The organism is Streptomyces sp. B3I8 (genome assembly GCF_030816915.1).
Classification (GTDB): Bacteria; Actinomycetota; Actinomycetes; order Streptomycetales; family Streptomycetaceae; genus Streptomyces.
The window spans coordinates 3,745,457-3,765,823 of record NZ_JAUSYN010000002.1 but is presented as its reverse complement, the minus strand read 5'-3'; the positions used below and the strand labels follow the sequence as shown (position 1 = coordinate 3,765,823).

Annotated in this window: 19 protein-coding genes; 2 read left to right on the top strand and 17 right to left on the bottom strand. The window is 74.0% G+C overall.

Annotation, left to right across the window (positions count from 1 at the left end; translation table 11 throughout):
* Window positions 1-7: 7 nt before the first annotated feature.
* The 16 genes from QFZ64_RS18850 to QFZ64_RS18775 all read right to left on the bottom strand — a co-directional run bounded on the left by QFZ64_RS18850 (window position 8) and on the right by QFZ64_RS18775 (window position 16,888).
* Window positions 8-1,231: a cytochrome P450 gene (locus QFZ64_RS18850; RefSeq protein ID WP_307067272.1), complete on the bottom strand. Its 1,224-nt coding sequence runs from the start codon at window positions 1,229-1,231 to the stop codon at window positions 8-10.
* 145 nt (window positions 1,232-1,376) lie between these two features.
* Window positions 1,377-2,078, bottom strand: coding sequence for a response regulator (locus tag QFZ64_RS18845; protein WP_373430631.1), 702 nt, complete (start codon window positions 2,076-2,078; stop codon window positions 1,377-1,379).
* Window positions 2,075-3,436, bottom strand: a complete 1,362-nt coding sequence (locus QFZ64_RS18840) for a sensor histidine kinase (RefSeq protein WP_373430630.1) — start codon at window positions 3,434-3,436, stop codon at window positions 2,075-2,077. Before QFZ64_RS18840 ends, QFZ64_RS18845 begins: the two co-directional genes overlap by 4 nt.
* Before the next feature lie 108 nt (window positions 3,437-3,544).
* On the bottom strand, window positions 3,545-4,486 hold the full coding sequence (locus tag QFZ64_RS18835; protein ID WP_307067270.1) for an alpha/beta hydrolase: 942 nt from the start codon (window positions 4,484-4,486) through the stop codon (window positions 3,545-3,547).
* Between the two features lie 108 nt (window positions 4,487-4,594).
* Window positions 4,595-5,995, bottom strand: coding sequence for a kynureninase (gene kynU, locus QFZ64_RS18830; RefSeq protein ID WP_307067267.1), 1,401 nt, complete (start codon window positions 5,993-5,995; stop codon window positions 4,595-4,597).
* A complete protein-coding gene (locus tag QFZ64_RS18825; RefSeq protein ID WP_307067265.1) occupies window positions 5,988-6,830 on the bottom strand; it encodes a tryptophan 2,3-dioxygenase family protein in 843 nt (280 codons plus the stop codon). Before QFZ64_RS18825 ends, kynU begins: the two co-directional genes overlap by 8 nt.
* Before the next feature lie 168 nt (window positions 6,831-6,998).
* Complete coding sequence (locus tag QFZ64_RS18820) at window positions 6,999-7,412, bottom strand: DUF3151 domain-containing protein (protein ID WP_307067263.1); 414 nt, start codon at window positions 7,410-7,412, stop codon at window positions 6,999-7,001.
* Between the two features lie 186 nt (window positions 7,413-7,598).
* Window positions 7,599-9,080: an MFS transporter gene (locus QFZ64_RS18815; protein WP_307067261.1), complete on the bottom strand. Its 1,482-nt coding sequence runs from the start codon at window positions 9,078-9,080 to the stop codon at window positions 7,599-7,601.
* A gap of 260 nt (window positions 9,081-9,340) precedes the next feature.
* The gene (locus QFZ64_RS18810) at window positions 9,341-9,511 is read right to left on the bottom strand and encodes a hydrophobic protein (RefSeq protein WP_307067259.1); all 171 of its coding nucleotides are present in this window, start codon (window positions 9,509-9,511) and stop codon (window positions 9,341-9,343) included.
* Between the two features lie 185 nt (window positions 9,512-9,696).
* Window positions 9,697-10,728: a class II fructose-bisphosphate aldolase gene (fbaA, locus tag QFZ64_RS18805; RefSeq protein WP_307067256.1), complete on the bottom strand. Its 1,032-nt coding sequence runs from the start codon at window positions 10,726-10,728 to the stop codon at window positions 9,697-9,699.
* 204 nt (window positions 10,729-10,932) lie between these two features.
* Window positions 10,933-11,487 carry an orotate phosphoribosyltransferase gene (gene pyrE / locus QFZ64_RS18800; RefSeq protein WP_307067254.1) on the bottom strand — a complete coding sequence of 185 codons (555 nt, stop codon included), beginning with the start codon at window positions 11,485-11,487 and terminating at the stop codon, window positions 10,933-10,935.
* A gap of 10 nt (window positions 11,488-11,497) precedes the next feature.
* Window positions 11,498-12,286, bottom strand: a complete 789-nt coding sequence (locus tag QFZ64_RS18795) for an aldose 1-epimerase (RefSeq protein ID WP_307067252.1) — start codon at window positions 12,284-12,286, stop codon at window positions 11,498-11,500.
* A 208-nt stretch (window positions 12,287-12,494) separates the two neighbouring features.
* A complete protein-coding gene (locus QFZ64_RS18790; protein WP_307067251.1) occupies window positions 12,495-13,220 on the bottom strand; it encodes an SRPBCC family protein in 726 nt (241 codons plus the stop codon).
* 65 nt (window positions 13,221-13,285) lie between these two features.
* The gene (locus QFZ64_RS18785) at window positions 13,286-14,926 is read right to left on the bottom strand and encodes a polyamine aminopropyltransferase (RefSeq protein WP_307067249.1); all 1,641 of its coding nucleotides are present in this window, start codon (window positions 14,924-14,926) and stop codon (window positions 13,286-13,288) included.
* Between the two features lie 138 nt (window positions 14,927-15,064).
* Complete coding sequence (locus tag QFZ64_RS18780; RefSeq protein WP_307067247.1) at window positions 15,065-15,655, bottom strand: DUF2617 family protein; 591 nt, start codon at window positions 15,653-15,655, stop codon at window positions 15,065-15,067.
* A 783-nt stretch (window positions 15,656-16,438) separates the two neighbouring features.
* Window positions 16,439-16,888, bottom strand: a complete 450-nt coding sequence (locus tag QFZ64_RS18775) for a VOC family protein (RefSeq protein WP_307067245.1) — start codon at window positions 16,886-16,888, stop codon at window positions 16,439-16,441.
* Window positions 16,889-17,085: 197 nt separating this feature from the next.
* Between QFZ64_RS18775 and QFZ64_RS18770 the strand changes: the two genes are divergently transcribed.
* Window positions 17,086-18,297, top strand: coding sequence for a pyridoxal phosphate-dependent aminotransferase (locus tag QFZ64_RS18770; RefSeq protein ID WP_307067242.1), 1,212 nt, complete (start codon window positions 17,086-17,088; stop codon window positions 18,295-18,297).
* A gap of 114 nt (window positions 18,298-18,411) precedes the next feature.
* Window positions 18,412-19,755 carry a hypothetical protein gene (locus QFZ64_RS18765; RefSeq protein WP_373430629.1) on the top strand — a complete coding sequence of 448 codons (1,344 nt, stop codon included), beginning with the start codon at window positions 18,412-18,414 and terminating at the stop codon, window positions 19,753-19,755.
* A 51-nt stretch (window positions 19,756-19,806) separates the two neighbouring features.
* Here the strand turns inward: QFZ64_RS18765 and QFZ64_RS18760 are convergent, their stop codons facing one another.
* Window positions 19,807-20,352 carry a YbjN domain-containing protein gene (locus tag QFZ64_RS18760; protein WP_307067240.1) on the bottom strand — a complete coding sequence of 182 codons (546 nt, stop codon included), beginning with the start codon at window positions 20,350-20,352 and terminating at the stop codon, window positions 19,807-19,809.
* Window positions 20,353-20,367: the final 15 nt, after the last annotated feature.

The window sequence follows — 20,367 nt, the reverse complement described above, 5'->3', positions numbered from 1 at the left end:
GCCGGCTTCAGGCGACCTCCACGTGCAGGGCCCGCAGGCCGCGCATCACGAAGTTGGGCCTGCGCTCCGGTTCCGTCGTCGGCCGCAGGGTGGGGGCCCGGGTCAGGAGGGCCGTCATGGAGGCCGCCAGTTCCAGGCGGGCCAGGGGCGCGCCGATGCAGTAGTGGAGGCCGGCGCTGAAGGAGATGTGCGGGTTGTCGCGGCGGGCGAGGTCCAAGGTCTGCGGGGTTTCGAACACCTCGGGGTCGTGGTTGGCCGAGCCGAACAGCAGTGCGAGTTCCGCGCCCCGGGGGATCACCGTGCCGTCGATCTCGATGTCGTCCAGCACCCAGCGTTCGAAGAGCTGGAGCGGGGTGTCGTAGCGCAGCAGCTCCTCGACGGCGGACGGGATCAGGGAGTGGTCCGCGCGCAGGGCGGCGAGCTGTTCGGGGTGACGGAACAGGGCCCACCAGCCGTTGGTGGTGGCGTTGACGGTCGCCTCGTGGCCCGCGTTCAGCAGCAGGACGGCGGTGGAGATCATCTCCTGCTCGGTGAGGCGGTCGTCCTCGTCGTGGGCCGCGATCAGGCCCGAGATCAGGTCGTCGCCGGGGTGCTTCCGACGGGCCGCGATCAGGTCACGCAGGTAGTCGGAGAACTCCACCGACGCCCGTACCGCCCGCTCGGCCGTCTCCCGCGAGGGGTTCAGCTCGTACATCCCGCAGATGTCGGCCGACCAGGGCCGCAGCGGGGCGCGTTCGGACTCCGGGATGCCGAGCATCTCGGCGATCACCGCGACCGGGAGCGGTTCGGCCAGGTCCGTCAGCAGGTCGCCGCCGCCGGCCGCCACCAGGCGGGACACCAGCTCGTCCGCGAGACCGTGCACGTACGGCCGCAGCCGCTCCACCGTGCGCGGGGTGAACGCCTTCGACACCAGCCGCCGGATGCGGGTGTGGTCCGGCGGCTCCAGATCGAGCATGCCGTGGTCGTTGAGGGTGTGGAACGGCTCGTGCTCCGGCGGGGGCGGGGTGCGGCCGAACTCCTCGTGCGAGAAGCGGTGCCGGTAGCTCCGGCCGAGCCGGCGGTCCCGCAGCAGCGCCGCGACGTCCGTGTGGTGCGGCACCAGCCACTGGTCGGTCGGCGCGTAGTACAGCACCCGGCCCCAGGCGCGCAGCTCGGCGAAGGCGGGGTACGGGTCGGCCACGAACCCCGGGTCCCAGGGGTCGAACGCCAGGTCGGACACAACAGCAGCCATGCGGGGACGCTAACCGAGCGGGGCCCGGCCGGCCAGGGGCGGGCCCGTGGGAGTCCGCGGGGTGGCGTCAGCCAGGGGCGGGCCCGTGGGAGTCCGCGGGGTGGCGTCAGCCAGGGGCGGGCCCGTGGGAGTCCGCGGGGTGGCGTCAGCCGGGGGTGACCAGGCGGGCCTCGTAGGCGAAGACCGCCGCCTGGGTGCGGTCGCGCAGGCCCAGCTTCACCAGGACCCGGCTGACGTGCGTCTTGATCGTCGACTCGGCGACCACCAGCCGCCCGGCGATCTCCGCGTTGGACAGCCCCTGCGCGATCAGGACCAGCACCTCCGTCTCCCGTTCGGTCAGCTCCCCGTACGCGCCCGGGGTCGTCGCCGGCGTTCTCGGGGCGTCGGCCAGCCGGGAGAACTCCGTGATCAGCCGCCGGGTCACCGAGGGCGCGAGCAGCGCCTCCCCGGCGGCCACCACCCGCACCCCGTCGGCGAGCTGCCGCGCCGAGGCGTCCTTGAGCAGGAACCCGGACGCCCCCGCCCGCAGCGCCTGGTACACGTACTCGTCGAGGTCGAACGTGGTCAGCACCAGCACCTTCGTCCGCCCGTCGGCCGCGACGACCTCCCGGGTCGCCTCGATACCGTTCAGTTCCGGCATGCGGATGTCCATGAGGACCACGTCCGGGGCCAGCTCCCGGACCCTTTCCACCGCCTCCCGCCCGTTGACCGCCTCGCCGACGACCTCCATGTCCGGCATCGCGTTGAGCAGGACCGAGAAGCCCTCGCGCACCATCATCTGGTCGTCCGCGATCACGATCCGGATCGCGGGACGGTCGCCCGCACCGCCCGCGGTGCCCGCCCTCACGCCTCGCCCCCGGTGCCGCCGGCGGGCGCGGTGGCGACCGGCAGGAACACCGTCACCTCGTACCCTCCGTCCTCGGTCGGGCCGGCCGTCATCCCACCGTCCAGCATGGTGACCCGCTCGCGCATCCCCGTGAGGCCGTGCCCGGCGCCGGGCGAGGGCTTGACCAGGGAGAGCTGCGGCGGCGGATCGTTGACGACGCGCAGTCCGAGCCCGCCGAGGACGTACCCGATCTCGACCCGGGCGCCCGCCCCCGGCGCGTGCCGCAGGCTGTTGCTCAGCGCCTCCTGCACGATCCGGTACGCCGACAGCTCCACACCCTGCGGCAGCTCCCGCACCGCGCCCGTCACCACCTTGTCCACCGGCAGCCCCGCCCCCCGCACATTGGCGAGCAGGGCGTCCAGGTCGGCCAGGGTGGGCTGCGGGGCGTCCGGGACCTCGTAGTCCTCCGCGCGGACGACGCCGAGGACGCGCCGCAGCTCGGTCAGTGCCGCCACCGCGTTCTCCCGGATGGTGACGAAGGCCTTCTCCAGCTCGGGCGGCGGGTTCTCGACCCGGTACGGGGCGGCCTCCGCCTGGATGGCGACCACCGACATGTGATGGGCCACCACGTCGTGCAGCTCCCGGGCGATGGTGGTGCGCTCCTCCAGCAGGGTGCGCCGGGAGCGTTCCTGCGCGGTCTGCGTCTGCTCCGCCGTGACCTGGCGCTCGGCGGTGCGGCGTATGTGCCAGACGGTCACCGCGAGCAGGAGGACGGCCGAAGTGGTCAGCATCTGCGCGGTGTTGGCGGGCTGGTAGTGGTTCCCGGTGAAGAACGGACCGGTGGACAGGCTGTACACCGCGGTCAGCAGCCACATCCACCACGCCGTACGGGGCCGGGTGCGGATCGCGACGACCACGAGCACCGTCAGATGGGACACGAACACACCGACGGGCCAGGGCCAGTCGCTCCAGGCGTCGTCCAGCAGTTCGGTGGCGACCGGGGCCACCGCGAGGGACAGCCAGAAGGCGCCCACCGGCCGGGCCAGCGTCAGCAGCACCGGCGCCAGCACCAGAAGTCCGGCCAGCACGGCCACCGCGCCCCTGTCCCGCGTCGCCCAGAGGACGAGCATCGCCACGGTGCCGGCCGCCGCCACCAGGGCGTGCGGCGTCCGGGCCGCGTACTCCCGGACCCTGCGGGGCAGCCCGCGGATCAGCGGGCCGTCGGCACGCATCGGCGGCAACGGGCGGTAGGCGAGGGCGTCGAGGAACAGGTCCTGCCGCAGGCCCTTCAATACGTCGGCGGCCAGGCGGAGTTCCGGGGTGCGCGCCGTCATCCCGCTCCGCGGTGGAATCACTTGCGTCTGCGTCGTCTCGGTCACAGGGACGACGGTAGGCGGCGGGCGGGGGACCGTCGTCCTCACCGGGAGGGGTCTCCGGGCCTCCCTCTCAAGTACTACCGCTGCCGCCGCGGGGACGCCGGGCCGCGTTCACCACGCCAGTTGGGCGATCTCCTCCGCCACCACCGCGCACGCGTCCGCCGCCGGGTCGATCAGGGGGAAGTGGCCGACGTCCTCCAGCAGCGTCAGGCCCACCACCTCGCCCGCCTTGGCCGCCGCGTCCGCGTACGACTCCGCCACCGCCTGCGGGACCACCACGTCCGTACGGCCCTGCACCAGCGTGGTCGCGATGCCGGTGGGCAGCAGGAGCGACGGGTCCGCGTACGCCCTGCGCAGCGCGAAGTGCTCGTCGCCGCCGAGCAGTTGGCGAGGGGCGCCCTCGCACACCGACAGCTTCTCGGCGACCTCGAAGTCCGCCACCGGAGCGAGGGCGACCACGCCGCGCAGCGGGGCCGGCCGGTCGGTGCGCCAGGCCGCGCCGGCGGGCAGGAGGTGCCGGGCCGCGGCCCACAGGGCGAGGTGACCGCCGGCCGAGTGGCCGGTCAGGACCGTACGGCGCGTGTCCGCCTGCGGGAGGACCTCGCCCGCCAGCGCGGGCAGCGCGTCCAGCGCGGCCGCCACGTCGTCGAACGTCTCCGGCCACCGCCCGGCGACCGGCGTCGCCCCCGCGTCTCCAGGGGCCGGGGCCGGCTGGTCCGTCGCCCCCCGCCGGTACTCGACGTTCGCCACCGCGAAGCCGCGGCGGGCCAGGAAGGCCGCGAACGGGGTGACGTGCCGGCGGTCGTACCGGGACCGCCAGGCCCCGCCGTGCAGCACCACCACGAGCGGGGCCGTTCCCGCCGTCCCGGCGGTACCCGCCGCCTCCGCCCCGGACGGGGCGGTTCCGGCCGCGCCGCGCGGGGCGTAGAAGTCGATCACCTGGTCGGGGTGATCGCCGTACGCGGCCGTGGCGTCCGGTGCGACGGGCGGGTGGGAGAAGGCCGACGCCTCTTCGGCGGCGTCGCGGGCAGCGGCGGCGGCCTGGTCCGGCATGGTCCAACCTCTCAGCGGCAGTGTGGAATTGGGCTCACGTCGGCCGGTGGTGTCCCGGCCGTTGGCCGGGACGGTATCAGCCCCGTGACGTGCGGCCGCACCCGGATGTCACGCTCGGTGAGAGGCGGACGGACGCACCACTCCTCCGTCCGCGTGCCCCTCCGCGTCCCCGTCCGCGTCGCCCTCCACGTCCCTGCCCGCGTCCCCCTCCGCGTCCACGTCCGCCACCACCTCCGCCAGCACCCGCGCCGCCCGCTCCACGTCGGCGAAACCGAGGTACAGCGGGGTGAACCCGAAACGCAGTACGTCCGGGGCGCGGAAGTCACCGACCACGCCGCGCCCGATCAGCCGCCGCATCACCTCCTCCGCGTCCGGGCAGCGCAGCGCCACCTGGCTGCCGCGCTCCGCGTGCGCGGCCGGGGTCACGGACGCCACCCGCCCCGCCGGCAGATACGCCTCGACGCAGCTCAGGAAGAAGTCCGTCAGCGCCAGCGACTTGGCACGCACCGCCTCGATCCTCACCCCCTCCCACACGTCCAGCGCCGCCTCCAGGGCGAGCATGGACAGGATGTCGGGGGTGCCGACCCGGCCGCGCAGGGCGCCGGGCGCCGGTTCGTACTCCGGGCGCATCCCGAACGGCCTGGCGTGCGAGTTCCAGCCGGGCAGGGGCGAGTCGAAGCGGTCCTGGAGCTCCCGGCGCACGTACAGGAACGCCGGTGCGCCCGGACCGCCGTTGAGGAACTTGTACGTGCAGCCGACCGCCAGGTCCACGCCGTGCGCGTCGAGACCGACCGGCAGCGCGCCCGCGCTGTGGCACAGGTCCCAGACGGCGACCGCGCCCGCCGCGTGCACGGCGGCGGTCAGCGCCGGCAGGTCGTGCAGCCGGCCGGTGCGGTAGTCGACGTGGTTCAGCAGCACCGCGGCCGTACGGCCGCCGCGGTCGCGCAGGACGGCGGGAACGTCGTCGGGAGCGACCGGGCGGAGGACGCAGCCGGTCAGCCGGGCGGCGGAGGCGGCGATGTAGCCGTCGGAAGGGAAGGTGGTGGCGTCCACCAGGATCTCGTCCCGGACCGGGCCCCCGTCGTCCCCGGCGTCGCCGCCCCGCGCCAGCCGCACCGCGCCCACCAGCGCCTTGAACACGTTGACGCTGGTCGAGTCGCCCACCACGATCTGCCCGGGGTCCGCGCCGACCAGCGGGGCGATCCGGTCGCCGACCCGTTCCGGCGCCGTCCACCAGCCGCTCTCCTCCCAGGAGCGGATCCGCAGCGCGCCCCACTCCCGGCGTACGACGTCCTCGACGCGCTCGGCGACACCGACGGGCAGCGCGCCGAGCGAGTTGCCGTCGAGATAGACGGCGGCGCCCAGGGGGCCGCCGGGGTCGTCGAGGACGAACCTGGCGCGCGTGCCGGCCAGGTCGTCGTCGGCGTCCAGCTTCCGCGCGCGTACGACCAACTCGGACTCGGACTCGGTTCCGGTCCCGCTCCCGATCCCGGTCGGCGACTCAGACATGGGACCTCGCCGTCCACAGCTCGGGGAAGACGTTCTTCCGCGCGCGCTTCTCCAGCCAGGCGACTCCCGCCGAGCCCCCCGTCCCGGCCTTCGCGCCCATGGCACGCCGGGTGGCGACGAGGTGGTCGTTGCGCCAGCGCCACACCAGCTCGGCGACGTCGGTCAGCACCTCGCCCAGCCGGGCGAGCTCGTCCTCGGGATCGCCCGCGTAGACGGCCGTCCAGGCCCGCTCGACCTCCGGGAACGGCTCGTAACGTCGGGACACGTCACGGCGCAGCACGGACTCCGGGACGGCGTGACCCCGGCGGGCCAGCAGCCGCAGCACCTCGTCGTAGAGGCTCGGCTCCTGCAGCGCCTTCTCCAGCTCGGCGTGGACACGGGGCGCGCCGCGGTGCGGGACCAGCATGGACGCGGACTTGTCGCCGAGCAGGAACTCCATGCGCCGGTACATCGCCGACTGGAAGCCGGAACCCTCGCCGAGGGCGGAGCGGTACGAGTTGAACTGCGCGGGGGTGAGGTGCGCGAGCGGGGTCCAGGACGCGTTGAGCGCCTCCAGCTCCCGTATCGAACGCTTGAGCGCGGCGATCGCGGTGGGGACGTCGTCCGCGGTGCGCAGGGCGTGCGCGGCGGTCTCCCACTCGTGGACGATCACGGTGAACCACAGCTCCATGACCTGGGTCGTGACCAGGAAGACCATCTCTCCGGGATCGTCGGAGAGGGGATGCTGGAGGTGGGTGAGCACGTCGGCCCGTACGTAGTCCTCGTAGGGGGTCGTGCCTTCGAAGTCGAGATGCGGGGTCTCGGGCTCGTGGGGCTCGTGAGCCGTTTGGGACATCGCTGTCTCCTGCAGTACTCCGGGTAGCGGTCCGCCCCTGCCGATGCCGGCACGGGGGCCCCGGTCCCCAACGGCATCCTCCGCAATCGTCCGGAAGCTCGCAAGGTCCGCCCGCGCGGGTGCGGGGGCGGACCCTTCGTGCGAGGCGTGCGGGTGCCGCGCCCCGGATCAGCCGAGCGTCTGCGCCGCCGTCTCCGAGGAGTCCTTCAGGAACTGGCTGCACCGCTCGTACTCCTCCCGCTCGCCGATCGACTCGGCGGCGCGGGCGAGGGCGTGCAGGGCGCGCAGGAAGCCGCGGTTCGGCTCGTGCTCCCAGGGCACCGGGCCGTGCCCCTTCCAGCCGCTGCGGCGCAGGGCGTCGAGGCCGCGGTGGTAGCCCGTACGGGCGTACGCGTACGACTCGACGACGCTGCCGCGCTCGAAGGCCTCGTCGGCGAGGCGGGCCCAGGCGAGGGAGGACATGGGGTATTTGGCGGCGACGTCGGCGGGGGCCGTACCGGCGGCGAGCAGCTCGCGGGGCTCCGGGTCGTCGGGGAGGTGGGTCGGGGGCGGACCCCCGAGGAGGTTCTCGTGAATGGACATGCCTCACAGTCTGCGGGACGGGGCCGTCGGGGGGTGAGCGGGGAGGGGTGGCCGCGGGGCCCGGGGTACCCCCTTGCCCGCGGGCTCATGGCTCGGGGTGGCGGTGTCCGACGGCGCGTGCGGGGTGTTCCGTGATCCCCACGCGGTTCCCCGCACCCCTTCGGGGACGCGTTCGGAGCCGCCGGGTCACGCGGTCCCGCGCCCCGCGGGGGGCACCGGGGGTTCCAGGGGAGGCGTGGTCACGTTGCCGTGGCGGTGGCATTCGGGATGGGCGCAGCCGGGGGCCGGGCGGCGGACCGTCGCCCAGGCCAGCAGTGCGCCCGCCAGCAGGACGGCGGCGCAGATCGGCATGGCGCGGCGGAACGCCGCGTCGAAGGCGCCGGCCGAGCGGTACGCCTCGTCGTCCATGCCGGTCAGCAGCGGCAGCGCGGCCACCGCCACCAGGCCGGCCGCGCGGGCCGCCGCGTTGTTGATGCCGCTCGCCAGGCCGGCCCGGCCGGAGTCCACCGAGGCCAGGACCGTCGCGGTCAGGGGCGCCACCAGGGTGACCATGCCCGCGCCCATCACCAGCAGCGCCGGCAGCACGTCGGTGAGGTACCCCGCGTCCTCGCCCACCCGCAGCATCAGCAGCATCGCGGCCGCGCACAGCAGCGGACCGACGGTGAGCGGGAGCCTCGGGCCGATCCGCTCCGCCAGCGCGCCCGAACGCGCCGAGAACAGCAGCATCAGGGCGGTCGTGGGCAGCATCGCCGTGCCGGCCTCGAGCGGTGAGTAGCCGGACACCACCTGGAGCTGGAGCGCGGTCAGGAAGAAGAAGCCGCCGAACGCCGCGTACACGCACAGTGTCACCAGGTTGACGGCGGTGAACTGGCGCGAGGCGAAGATCGACGGCGGCATCATCGGGTCCGCGGCGCGTCGTTCGACGTACACGAAGGCGATGCCCGCCGCCATGCCCGCGAGCGCGGTGAGCGCGACGGCGAGCGAGCCCTGCCGGGCCTCGACGAGGGCGTACGTCACCAGGGCGAGCGAGAGGGCGCCGAGCGCGGCGCCGGTCAGGTCGAAGCGGCCGTGGACGCGCTCGTCGGACGACTCCGGGACGTGGCGGAGGGCGACGGGGACGCAGATCAGGGCGAGGGGGATGTTGAGCAGGAACACCCAGCGCCAGCCGGGCCCCTCCACCAGCCAGCCGCCGAGGAACGGGCCGACGGCGGCGCCGATGCCGCCGAAGCCGGACCAGATGCCGACCGCCCGCGCGCGGTCGTCCGGGTGGAAGGAGGCCTGGATGAGGGCGAGGGAGCCGGGGGTGAGGAGGGCGCCGCCGATGCCCTGCAGGGCGCGGGCGGCGACGAGGACGCCGGGGGTGGGGGCGAGGCCGCAGGCGAGGGAGGCGACGGCGAACCAGGTCACGCCGAGGACGAAGACGCGACGGCGGCCGTAGCGGTCGCCGAGGGAACCGCCGAGGAGGATCAGGGCGGCGAGGGTGAGGAGGTAGGCGTTGACGGTCCACTGGAGGGCGGTGAGAGGGGCGTCGAGGTCGCGGCCGATGCGAGGCAGGGCGACGTTGACGACCGTGCTGTCCAGCAGGGCCATGCTGGAACCGAGCACCGTGGTCAGGAGGATCCAGCGGGCGGTGGCGGTGGGGAGGTGCGTGCCGGGGGGTGCGGCCATGGGGGGATCATCCCGCAGGGGCGGGGGCTCCACCAGGGGGCTCCGGTCCGGTCCGGAACACCGCACCGGCGTCGGCGCGCGCCGGGACGCGGTGATCGGAGGTGGATCCCATTGCGTACCGGGCCCCGGCTGGGACACCAAGTGCCCGTGCGGGCAAGGTTCACACTCCTCGAGGTCGGCATGCCGAGGGCCCCGGACGGTGTCCGGGGCCCTCGGCATGCCGTGCGTACCGGTGCGCGATGACCGGTGCCCGAGCGGGCCTACCAGCGATACCAGCGGCCCTTGCGGCCGCCACTGTCCGCCATGCGGACGACGAAGCCCAGCAGCCAGACCACCAGCACGATCACGGCGATCCACCACAGGGCCTTCAGCGCGAAGCCCGCGCCGAAGAGGATCAGAGCCAGCAGAAGAACCAGAAGCAGGGGAACCATGGTTATCGACCTCCGTCGCTCCTCGTGCCCCTCAACAGCGGGAACACACAGTCGAAATCACGGGTTTCTTCACGCGACCCGCGGGCATTCGACACAGGTTCGGCCGCCCGGCCCCGGGCGGGCTGTGGAACGGCACCGCCCCGCGTCCCTGACGGGGCGCGGGGCGGGCGGCAGGACGAGAAGAGTTACTTGATCTTCGTGCCCGTGGAGCGGAGGTGGCCGCAGGCCGTGAGGACCCGCTCGGCCATGCCGGCCTCGGCGAGCTTGCCCCAGGTGCGGGGGTCGTAGGTCTTCTTGGAGCCGACCTCGCCGTCGACCTTGAGGACGCCGTCGTAGTTCCGGAACGCGTGGTCGACGACGGGACGCGTGAACGCGTACTGCGTGTCCGTGTCGATGTTCATCTTGACCACGCCGTTCTCCAGCGCCGTGCGGATCTCCTCCTCCGTGGAGCCGGAGCCGCCGTGGAAGACGAAGTCGAAGGGCTGGCTGCCGGCCGGGCGGCCGTACTTCGCGGCCACGCCCTCGTTCAGGTCCTTCAGCAGCTCCGGGCGGAGCACGACGTTGCCCGGCTTGTACACGCCGTGCACGTTGCCGAACGACGCGGCCAGCAGGTAGCGGCCCTTCTCGCCCAGGCCGAGGGCCTCGGCGGTGCGGGTCACGTCGTCGACCGTCGTGTAGAGGGAGTCGTTGATCTCGTGCGAGACGCCGTCCTCCTCGCCGCCGGTCGGGGTGATCTCGACCTCGAGGATGATCTTCGCGGCGGCGGCGCGGCCCAGCAGCTCCTGCGCGATGGCGAGGTTGTCGGCCAGCGTCTCGGCCGAGCCGTCCCACATGTGGGACTGGAACAGCGGGTTGCGGCCGGCCTTGACCCGCTCCTCCGACACCGCGAGCAGCGGCCGCACGTACCCGTCGAGCTTGTCCTTCGGGCAGTGGTCGGTGTGCAGCGCGATGTTCACGTCGTACTTCTCGGCGACGATGTGCGCGAACTCGGCCAGGGCGACCGCGCCGGTCACCATGTCCTTGTTGTGCTGGCCGCCGAGGAACTCCGCGCCGCCCGTGGAGATCTGGACGATGCCGTCGCTCTCCGCCTCCGCGAAGCCGCGCAGCGCCGCGTGCAGGGTCTGGGACGAGGTCACGTTGATGGCCGGGTAGGCGAACTTGCCTGCCTTCGCCCGGTCGAGCATCTCGTTGTAGACCTCGGGGGTTGCGATGGGCATCTGTCCGCTCCTTGTGATGTACGGGTGCGTTCTACGTACTCAGGTCCCTGACCTAGGGGGTGACGTCATCGTCGGCCCCATCCTTCCAGACTCGGCCCGCCGTGTCGGACACCCTGTCCAGCAGGTGGATGCGCCGGGCCGGGCGGGGACCGGCCGGACGGTCGGGCCGGTCCCGGCCGGAGGGTCTCCCGGGGCCGGTCGGGGTCAGTCCAGGCCCAGTTCGTCCTTGCCGTACGCGAACAGGTACGGCACCCCGGCGCCCTCGCGGATCTTCTCGTCGGCGCCCGTCGCGCGGTCGACGATGGTGGCGACAGCGACGACCTCGGCGCCGGCCTCCCGCACCGCCTCCACGGCGGTGAGCGGCGAACCGCCCGTGGTGGAGGTGTCCTCGACGACGAGGACCCGGCGGCCCCTGATGTCCGGCCCCTCGACGCGGCGCTGCATGCCGTGCGCCTTGGCGGCCTTGCGCACGACGAACGCGTCCAGGCGCCGGCCGCGCGCGGCGGCGGCGTGCAGCATCGCGCCGGCGACCGGGTCGGCGCCCATGGTCAGACCGCCGACCGCGTCGAACTCCAGATCCGCCGTCAGGTCGAGCAGCACCTGCCCGACCAGCGGCGCGGCCTCGCCGTCGAGGGTGACGCGGCGCAGGTCCACGTAGTAGTCCGCCTCCAGCCCCGAGGAGAGGGTCACCCTGCCGTGCACCACGGCCTTGTCCTTGATCTGCCGCAGCAGCGCGCCGCGCACGTCGTCCGTCGTCATGGCGCTCAGCTTATGCGGGACGCCAGGTCCAGGTGGTGGCGGCTTCCAGCGGCTCGATGGGGGTGACCAGGCGCGGGAGCGTGTTGAGGCCGTCGGGCGGGCCGGTCTGCGGCTCCACGCACACCGCCTCCTCCTGCTCGTCGTAGACGACGACCCACCGCTCGCGCGACGCCACCGTCAGCGCGAGCCTCCCCGGCCAGGTCAGGGTGACGTCGACACCGTCGGGCATGCCGAAGCAGTCGTCCCAGGGGCCGGGGCGGGGCTCGACGCGGTTGCCGGTGGGCAGGTGGTCGTCGCCGCGTTCCTCCTGCCAGGCGGGGGTGAAGTCGAGGCGGACGTCGCTGCCGTCGAGGGTGCGGTGGAACCAGGGGTGCCAGCCGATCTGGGCCGGGAAGGACGAGTCGTACGTCTCCACGGCCATGGCGAGGGTCAGCGACTCCTCGGTGAGGGTGACGACCTGGGTGACCCGGCCGGAGTACGGCCACGGGTCGGTGAGGTCGTACGTGAGGACGGCCTCGGCGGGGGTGACGCGGGCGGTGGTCCACGGGGCGTTGCGGGCGGTGCCGTGGATGGCGTGGGGCGGGGAGTTGAGGGGGAGTTGGTGGACGGTGGCGCCGTCGCGGAACCGGCCGTCCCTGGTGCGGCCGCACCAGGGGACCATGGGGAAGCAGCCGTAGCGGTCGCCCTGGCGGAGGAGTTCCGTGCCGGCGATGCGGAGGCTGGTGAGGCGGCCGCCGTTGGCCGGGTGGAGGGTGGCCTCCGCGGTGCCCGCGGTCAGCGTGATCGGTTCGTTGCTCACGGGGATGACCCTAGCGGGGGCTGGGGGCGGTCGTTCTTTCCCGCCCCCAGCCCCCTGCTCTCCCCGTCCCCGGGGGCTCCGCGCCCATGACAGGGGTGCGGGGAACCGCGCGGAACGGGACGAAACCCAGTGCCGGGTCCGCGGGGCGGAGCCCTTCGCAGGGACGGGAAGGGTGGGAGCGGCGGGGGCGATGAAATCCGCCTCGCCGTCAGCGCCGTCTGCGCAGGACGCGGGTCATGACGATCGCCGAGGCGAGGACGACCGCCGCCGCGGGGGCGGCCCACCGCAGCACCTCCGCGGACCCCACCGCCTCCGGCGCCGGCACCGGCGCGTACCGCCCACGCGGCGGGGCATGGTCGACCTCCTCCGCGCTCCGCCCGATCATCGTCCGCCGCGCATGCGCCGCCTCGGCCGGCGGCTCGGCCACCGCATCCTCCGGGGCGGGCACGGGCACGGGCGCGGGCGCGGGCCGAGGCGGAGCCTGAGGTTTCGTGGGCCCGGCCGCGGTGTCCGCCGCGGTCCCCCCCGCGTTCTCCGCGAAGCGGGTCAGCAGGCGGGTGCCCGCCGACGCCACCGTCTCCGCGGGCAGTTCGGCGATCCGGCCGGTCGCCGCCGCCGTCCCGGTGAACGCCAGCGTCGTGCCGCCCTTGGCCGGCCGCAGCCGTACCGTCAGGGCGATCCGTACCGTGCCACCGCCGCGGACCTCCGTCGCGTCGCCCTCGATCACGTATGAGCCGTCGTCCCGCCGGACGACCGCGAACGCACCGCGGTAGGTGATGCTGTGTCCCCCGACGCGCACCTTCAGGCGCCCGGCGCCGGGCTCCGCCCCCGCGTCCTGCTGGAACCCCGGCACGGCCCCGGCCGTCCGTTCGGGGTCCGCGAACACCTCGCCGAATCGCTCGGCCGGTACCGGAACGAACACCTCATGCTCCATGCCGGCCGAGCCTACCCACCGCGGCCGGAACGGAACCCGTCGATGCGGCGATTCGCCGGGGCGGGTCAGCCCCCGTAGCGCGGGTGCACCAGTGTCGACGGCTGCAGCCCGGTCACCCGGGTGCGGGCCGCCGCCCGGCGGTCGATCGCCAGGCCCTCCCGGGTGAGCGAGCGCGGCCGCGGTGCCGCCGGGTCGAGCCGCAGCGCCGGGCGAGTGCGCCCGGCCAGGACGAAGCCCCAGTCGGTGTCCCCCGGGGCCGCCCGGTCGGGGCCGCCGGCGGAGCAGGCGCCGCGCCCCTCGACTCGGTACGCCACCGTGCGCAGCCCGGCCGACCGGATCGTCGTGTCCACGGTCCAGAACACCCGGCGGCGGGTGGCCACCGGGCCCGCGTGCACGACGAGCCGGCCGCCGTCCGCGAGGGCGCGGCGGGCCAGGCCGTAGAAATCCTGCGAGTACAGCTTGGTGCTGTCGCTGATGCCGGGGTCGGGGAGGTCCGCGACCACCACGTCGTACGAGCGCGCGGGGATCGCCCGCAGCCGGCGGAACGCGTCGTCCGTGATGACGTGGACGCGGGGGTCGTCGTAGGCGTGCGCGTTGAGGCGGGAGAGGGCGAGGTCCCGGCGGGCCAGGCGGACCACCTCCGGGTCGAGCTCGACGATGTCGACCCGCCGTACACCCGGGTGGCGCAGCACCTCGCGGGCGGCCAGTCCGTCGCCGCCGCCGAGGACGAGGACGCGCGCGTGGGGGCCGTTCATGGCGGGGTGCACCAGGGCCTCGTGGTACCGGTGCTCGTCACGGCCGCTCACCCGGAGCCGGCCGTCGAGGAACAGGTCGAGAGGGCGGCCGTGCTCGCCGCCGGTGAGGACGACCTCCTGGACGCCGGTCCGCAGCGCCACCCGTACGTCCGTGCCGAACACCTCCTGCCGGGCGGCCCGTTCGAAGTCGCCGGCGAGCAGCGCGGCGAGCGCGAGCACGGCGAGCACGGCGATGTCGACGGAGAGGAGGACGCGGCGGGTGCGCCTCGGCAGGTCCCGGCGGAACAGGCCGAGGACGAGGGCGGCGCCGGCCACGGCGTTGACCGCGCCGGTGAGCAGGGCGCCCCCCAGCTGGCCGAGCCGCGGCAGCAGGAGGAAGGGGAAGGCGAGGCCGCCGACGAGGGCGCCCACGTAGTCGGCGGCGAAGAGGTCGGCGACCGCGCCGCCCGCCTCCTGGCGGCGGACGCGCTGGATCAGCTCCATGAGGAGGGGGACCTCGGCGCCGATGAGCAGGCCGATGGCCAGGGACAACGCGACGAGCAGGCAACGGGGGCCGGCCGCCGGGACACCGGCCCAGTCGCCGCCGGACCAGGCGAAGACGGCGTAGAGCGCCATCGCGCTGAGGCCGCCGACGAGGGCGAGGGCGGCCTCCACGGCGCCGAAGCCGACGGCCGCGCGGCAGCGCAGCCTTTTCGCGGCGAGCGAGCCGATGCCCATCGCGAACACCATGACCGAGAGGACGACGGAGGCCTGGGTGACGGAGTCGCCGATCAGGTACGAGGCGAGGGCGACGAGTTCGAGTTCGTACACCAGTCCGCAGGCCGCGCAGATGAACACGCCGGTCAGGACGAGGAAGCGTCCCGTGCCGGGACGTACGGGCAGCGGCGCCCGGCCCGGCTCGCCCCGGCGGGGCGGGGCGCCGGGGGGTGCGGGGGCATACGGGTCGATCACTGACGGAACGCTACCGGGGCGCCGACGCCGGGCCTTGTCACTCACGCGCATGAAGCGGTGGTGAAGTGGTGCGCGGGGAGCGCCCCTTCGAGGGCCCCGCCCCGGCACATGTCGCCCGCGCCGGGCCCGCGCGCCGGTTCAGACGCCCGTGGCCTGGAGGCGGGGGGCGCGGTGGTCCACGGGGAGTCCCGGATGCCACTCGTCCGTCGAGGCACGGGCGGCACGGGTGACCCTGCCCACCCGCGTGCGGGTGGCGACGAGCTGGCCGTCCTGCGGGTACGCGTGCCAGGTGCGCCAGTGGATCTGGCCCTCGTACCGCTGGGCCAGCAACGCCGTGAACGCGTGCGGACTGCCGGGGAAGACGCCGGCCAGGCCGTGCGGATGGTCGGCGACCAGGGCCAGCAGCTCCTGGGCGCGCCCCGCGAACGAGTCCGGGGAGAGCACCTCCACACGGGCCGCGAACTCGTACTCCCAGTCGTCGACCCGTTTCGCCACACCGAGCGGCAGCGGCGTGCTGCTGCCCTGGATGCAGGCGACCGTCTCCGAGCAGTCGCCCTCGGGAGCCTCCAGGAGTACCTGGTGGGAGGCGCCGAGGAGGCGCAACTGCACTGTGGTGTCCGCCAGTTCGAGGTCGAGGGTGGCGAGCGCGGGCAGCGGCCCGCTGTCCAGGGTCCAGGCGAGGTCGGCCGCGCGCGTGTCGGTGTAGGAGGTGTTCAGGGTCGTGAGCATGGATCGGCTCCGCTAGCACGCAAAAGGGGAGGGGCCGGCACACACCTCGGTGGCGCCGGGGAGACCGGCCGACTCGGCCGGCCGGACAGGACATCCGAAACAACCCGGTCCGGAGGAGGTCCGCCCGCGGGATGGCCCGCAGGCGTACTGGGGCTGTTTCGTGATCTAGAGGGAATCATGAACTCTGGGGCCGCCACAGCGTTTTTACCCAACTTCGTGGGGTTTCCATCCCCCCGAGGGCTGCACAGCTCAACTGTTCACGTACGACGCGCGCCCCCGTGCGCCCCTCCCCCTGGCCGGCCGGGCCGCCTCAGCCCCCTCCGCCGCAGCCGCCCCCGCACGACGAACCGCAGGAGGAGCCGCCGCCGCAGGAGTGGCCTCCCCCGCACGAGTGACCTCCGTGACCACCGCTGTGACCACCACCGCTGTGACCGCCCGAGGACGAGTCACCGCTCGAGTCGCCGGCCCACCAGCTGCCGCCGCCCCCGCCTGCCGCGTACCGGGCGGTGCGGGACCGCTTCCCCTTCGCCGCGCCCTCCCGACGCCTCGCGGCGACGAAGACCCAGGCGAACAGAAGTGCCATTACCGCAAGGATGATGCCGAATGCCATGGCGCCACCCTCCCTTCGAATCCCCCATCGGCCCCCGGCAGATCCCCGATCGGTCCGGAGGCCGTCCGATGCCGGGCCGGCCTCGTCGGCGCCCCGGCGTTGTGTGCCCGGGAGATGCCCTCACGCCGCGCGGCCCAAAGCGAAGTTGAGCAACTTCTGAGGGACCGCGGCCCTCAGACGACGTCGAACTCGTTGCCCTCGGGATCCCGCAGGGCGACGGCGTAGAACCCCGTGTCCGGCTCGTCGTTGACCCGCAGCACGCTGGCACCCGCCGCGACCAGCCGTTCCACCGTGCTCCCGACCCGTCGCGCGCGGACGTCCAGGGGGACGTCGCGGCCCCCGCCGACCCTGAGGTCGAAGTGCCACCGGTTCTTGGCGACCTTGGGCTCCGGCACCTGCTGGAACCACACCCTCGGTCCACGCCCCGAGGGATCCACGATCGACTCCGGGATGTCCCCGGCGCCGGGCGGCAGCTCCTCCTCGGGCACCCCCGTCGCCGCCCAGTAGGCACGCCACGTGGCGTGCCCGGCCGGCGGGGGTTCCGGCACGTAACCCAGGGCTTCGGCCCAGGCGGCCACCATCCGCCGCGGATCGGAGCAGTCGATCGTCAGCTGCACCGTCATGTCCGGCACTGTCGCCCCCGTCGTCGTCCCCGTCGTCGTCCCCGTCGTCGTCCCCGTCGTCGTCCCCGTCGTCGTCCCCGTCGTCGGAGCATCCCAGAGGGGTCTGACAGCCGGTCCGCCGTCACACGGGCCGCAGGCCCCCACCGGCGGGCCCCGGGCGCGGGCGGAGTTGAGGAACCCCTCGGGCCGGGCGCAGGATGGCGGCCATGACCTCCCCCGCGCGTCCCCTCCTCAACCGGCGGCTCACCGAGTTCGGCACGACCGTCTTCGCCGAGATGTCGGCACTGGCGCTGAGCACCGGCTCCCTCAACCTCGGCCAGGGCTTCCCCGACACCGACGGGCCCGAGGAGATCCGCGAGGCGGCCGTGCGGGCGCTGCGCGACGGGCGCGGGAACCAGTACCCGCCCGGCCCCGGCGTCCCCGAGCTGCGCGCGGCGATCGCCGCCCACCAGCAGCGGCGGTACGCACTGACGTACGACCCGGACACGGAGGTGCTGGTCACCGCCGGTGCCACCGAGGCGATCGCGGCCGCGCTGCTGGCGCTCGTCGAGCCGGGGGACGAGGTGATCGCCCTGGAGCCGTACTACGACTCCTACGCGGCCTGCGTCGCCATGGCGGGCGGCAAGCGCGTGCCGGTGACGCTGCGGCCGCACGAGGGGCCGGACGGTCCCGTCTTCCGCCTCGACCTCGACGAGCTGCGCGACGCGGTGACCGACCGCACCCGGCTGCTGCTGATCAACACCCCGCACAACCCGACCGGGACCGTGCTGAACCGGGCGGAACTGACCGCGATCGCCGAACTGGCGGTCGAGCGGGATCTCCTCGTGGTCACGGACGAGGTGTACGAGCACCTCGTGTTCGACGGTGCCGAGCACCTGCCGCTCGCGGGATTCCCCGGGATGCGGGAGCGCACGGTCAGCATCGGCAGCGCCGGCAAGAGTTTCTCGTACACCGGCTGGAAGGTCGGCTGGGTGACGGGCACGGCCGCGCTGGTCACCGCGGTGCGGTCGGCGAAGCAGTTCCTGACGTACGTGGCCTCGGGACCGTTCCAGTACGCCGTCGCGGAGGGGCTGGCGCTGCCGGAGTCCTTCTTCGCGGGGCTGCGTGAGGACCTCGGACGGAAGCGGGACCTGCTGTCGGACGGACTGCGGGCGGCGGGCTTCTCCGTGTTCCGCCCGGCCGGGACGTACTTCGTGACGGCCGACGTCCGCCCGCTGGGGGAGAGCGACGGGGTCGCCTTCTGCCGGGCACTGCCGGAGCGGGCCGGCGTCGTCGCGATCCCCAACGCGGTGTTCTACGACCACCGGGAGCAGGGCGCGCCGTTCGTCCGCTTCGCGTTCTGCAAGCGGGTGGAGGTGCTGGAGGAGGCCGTGCGGAGGCTGAAGGTGCTGCGCGGAACCGCCGCCTGACCCGCCCGCACGGCCGGGTTGCCGGGTTGCCGCACGGACTCCGGGTGCGCGCCTCCTTGGGCCGCGTGAGGGACAAAGCGCAGAAATCAGAAGAAATCGTCGCATGGTTCCCGTGTGACCGAGTTCCGCACTCTCGCGCCTCCCGAAGTCCCCGGTGTCTCCGGCTCCGGTGCCTTTGACGTCGCCGATGTCACCGATCCCTCCGGTGCGGGCGGTGCGCTCCGGCTGCCGGGCGGCCGGAGGCGGCCCGGCGGGAGGCTCCGCCGGCCACGGGCGGGGAACCGCCTCACCGGGGCGCCCGCCGCGCTCGCCCTGTTCGTCGCCGTACGGCTGACCGGGGCGCTCCTCGTCCTGGAGACCGCGCGGGGCGCCGGACACGCGCATCCGCTGGCCCTGCTCGGCCGCTCGTGGGACTCGCTCTGGTACTTCGGGATCGCCGCCCACGGCTACGGCCACATCCGCGCCGATCACCACCACGGCGACCTCTTCGTCCGCAGCGACCTGGCCTTCTTCCCGCTCTACCCGGGCCTGGTACGGGCCGTGACCACCGTGCTCCCGGTCGGCTGGGGCACGGCCGGGCTGCTGGTGTCATGGGCCTCGGCGGTGGTGGCCGCGTACGGGATCCACCTCGCCGGACGGCGGCTGTACGGGGGCGCCGTCGCCACCGTCCTCGTGCTGCTGTGGGCGGTGCTGCCGCACTCGGTGGTGCTGTCGATGGCGTACACCGAGCCGCTCCTCACGGCACTGGCCGCCTGGTCGCTGTACGCGGTGCTGAGCGGGCGTTGGGTGGCGGCGGGCGTGCTCGCGGCGGGCGCGGGGCTGGCGCGGCCGAACGGCTTCGCGGTGGCGGCGGCGGTGATCGCGGCGGCCGGCGCGGAGATCTGGCGACGCCGTCCGCACGGGCCCGGGGGCGGGAACAGGCCCGGAACCGGTCCGGAGGCCGCCACCTCCGTCCACAGGCTGTGGACGGGCGCGGCGCTCGCCCCGCTCGGCTGGTGCGGATACGTGCTGTGGGTGGGGGTCCGTGAGGGCGATCCGCTCGGCGGCTACTTCCGCGTGCAGGAGCAGTGGGGCTCGCGCTTCGACCTGGGGCGCGGCTCGCTGGAGTTCGTACGGCACTTCATGGTGCACGCGACCCGCTCCGTGCACCCGCTGACCGTGGTGATCGTCGTCCTGGCGCTGCTGCTGTTCGCGCTGCTGCTGGCGGACCGGGCGCCGCTGCCGCTCGTCGTCTACTGCGGGGTGCTGCTGCTGGTGGCGGTCGGCGGCTCCGGCTACTTCGCCTCCAAGCCGCGCTTCCTGCTGCCCGCGTTCCCGCTGCTGATCCCGCCCGCGCGGGCACTGGTGCGCACGGCGAGAGCCCGGCCGTGGCACGCCGTCCTGGTGGTCGGCGCCCTGACCGGGCTCTCATTGGCCTACGGGGCGTACCTGGTGGTGTTCGCCCGTGCCGCGCTGTGAGCCGCGCCCGGGGTCATCCCGGGGAGCGCGGCCCGGCGCACGGCCGCCGGATCACTCGTCGGTGTCCTCGTCCTCGTCGGCGTCGTCCGCCTGCCCGGCGCCGTCGACCTGCTGTTCGAGGCCGAGCTGCTCGGCGAGCCACCGGTCGAACTCGATGGCGGCGCGCACCCAGCTCACCGTCGAGGAGACGAAGAACTCGAGGTTGATGCCCGTGCCGATCAGCATCTGCGCCTCACCGATGAGACGGACGGTGCCGTCGTCATGGGTGTGGCTGTAGACCTTGGGCCACAGGGTGCGCCGGTTCCAGTCGTCGATGGCCTCCAGCAGGGCGGGCTTCTCGTCGATCTTGTGCGGCCGGTCGTAGAACGTACGGACCGAGTAGACCGCCTGGTCGTCCTCGCCGCGGAACATGAAGTACGTACGGAACTGCTCCCACGGCGCGACGAGGTCTCCCTCTTCGTCGACGAGGTGCTTGAGCTCCATCTGGTCCAGGAGCTGCTTCACGAGGTCCTGATCCGGGACGACGGGGCCGGCCGGCGGCCCGGGCTCGGGCTCCTGGCCCCCGAAGTTCGGAATCGAGGACGGGTCGATGCTCACCGTGTTTTTCCCTTC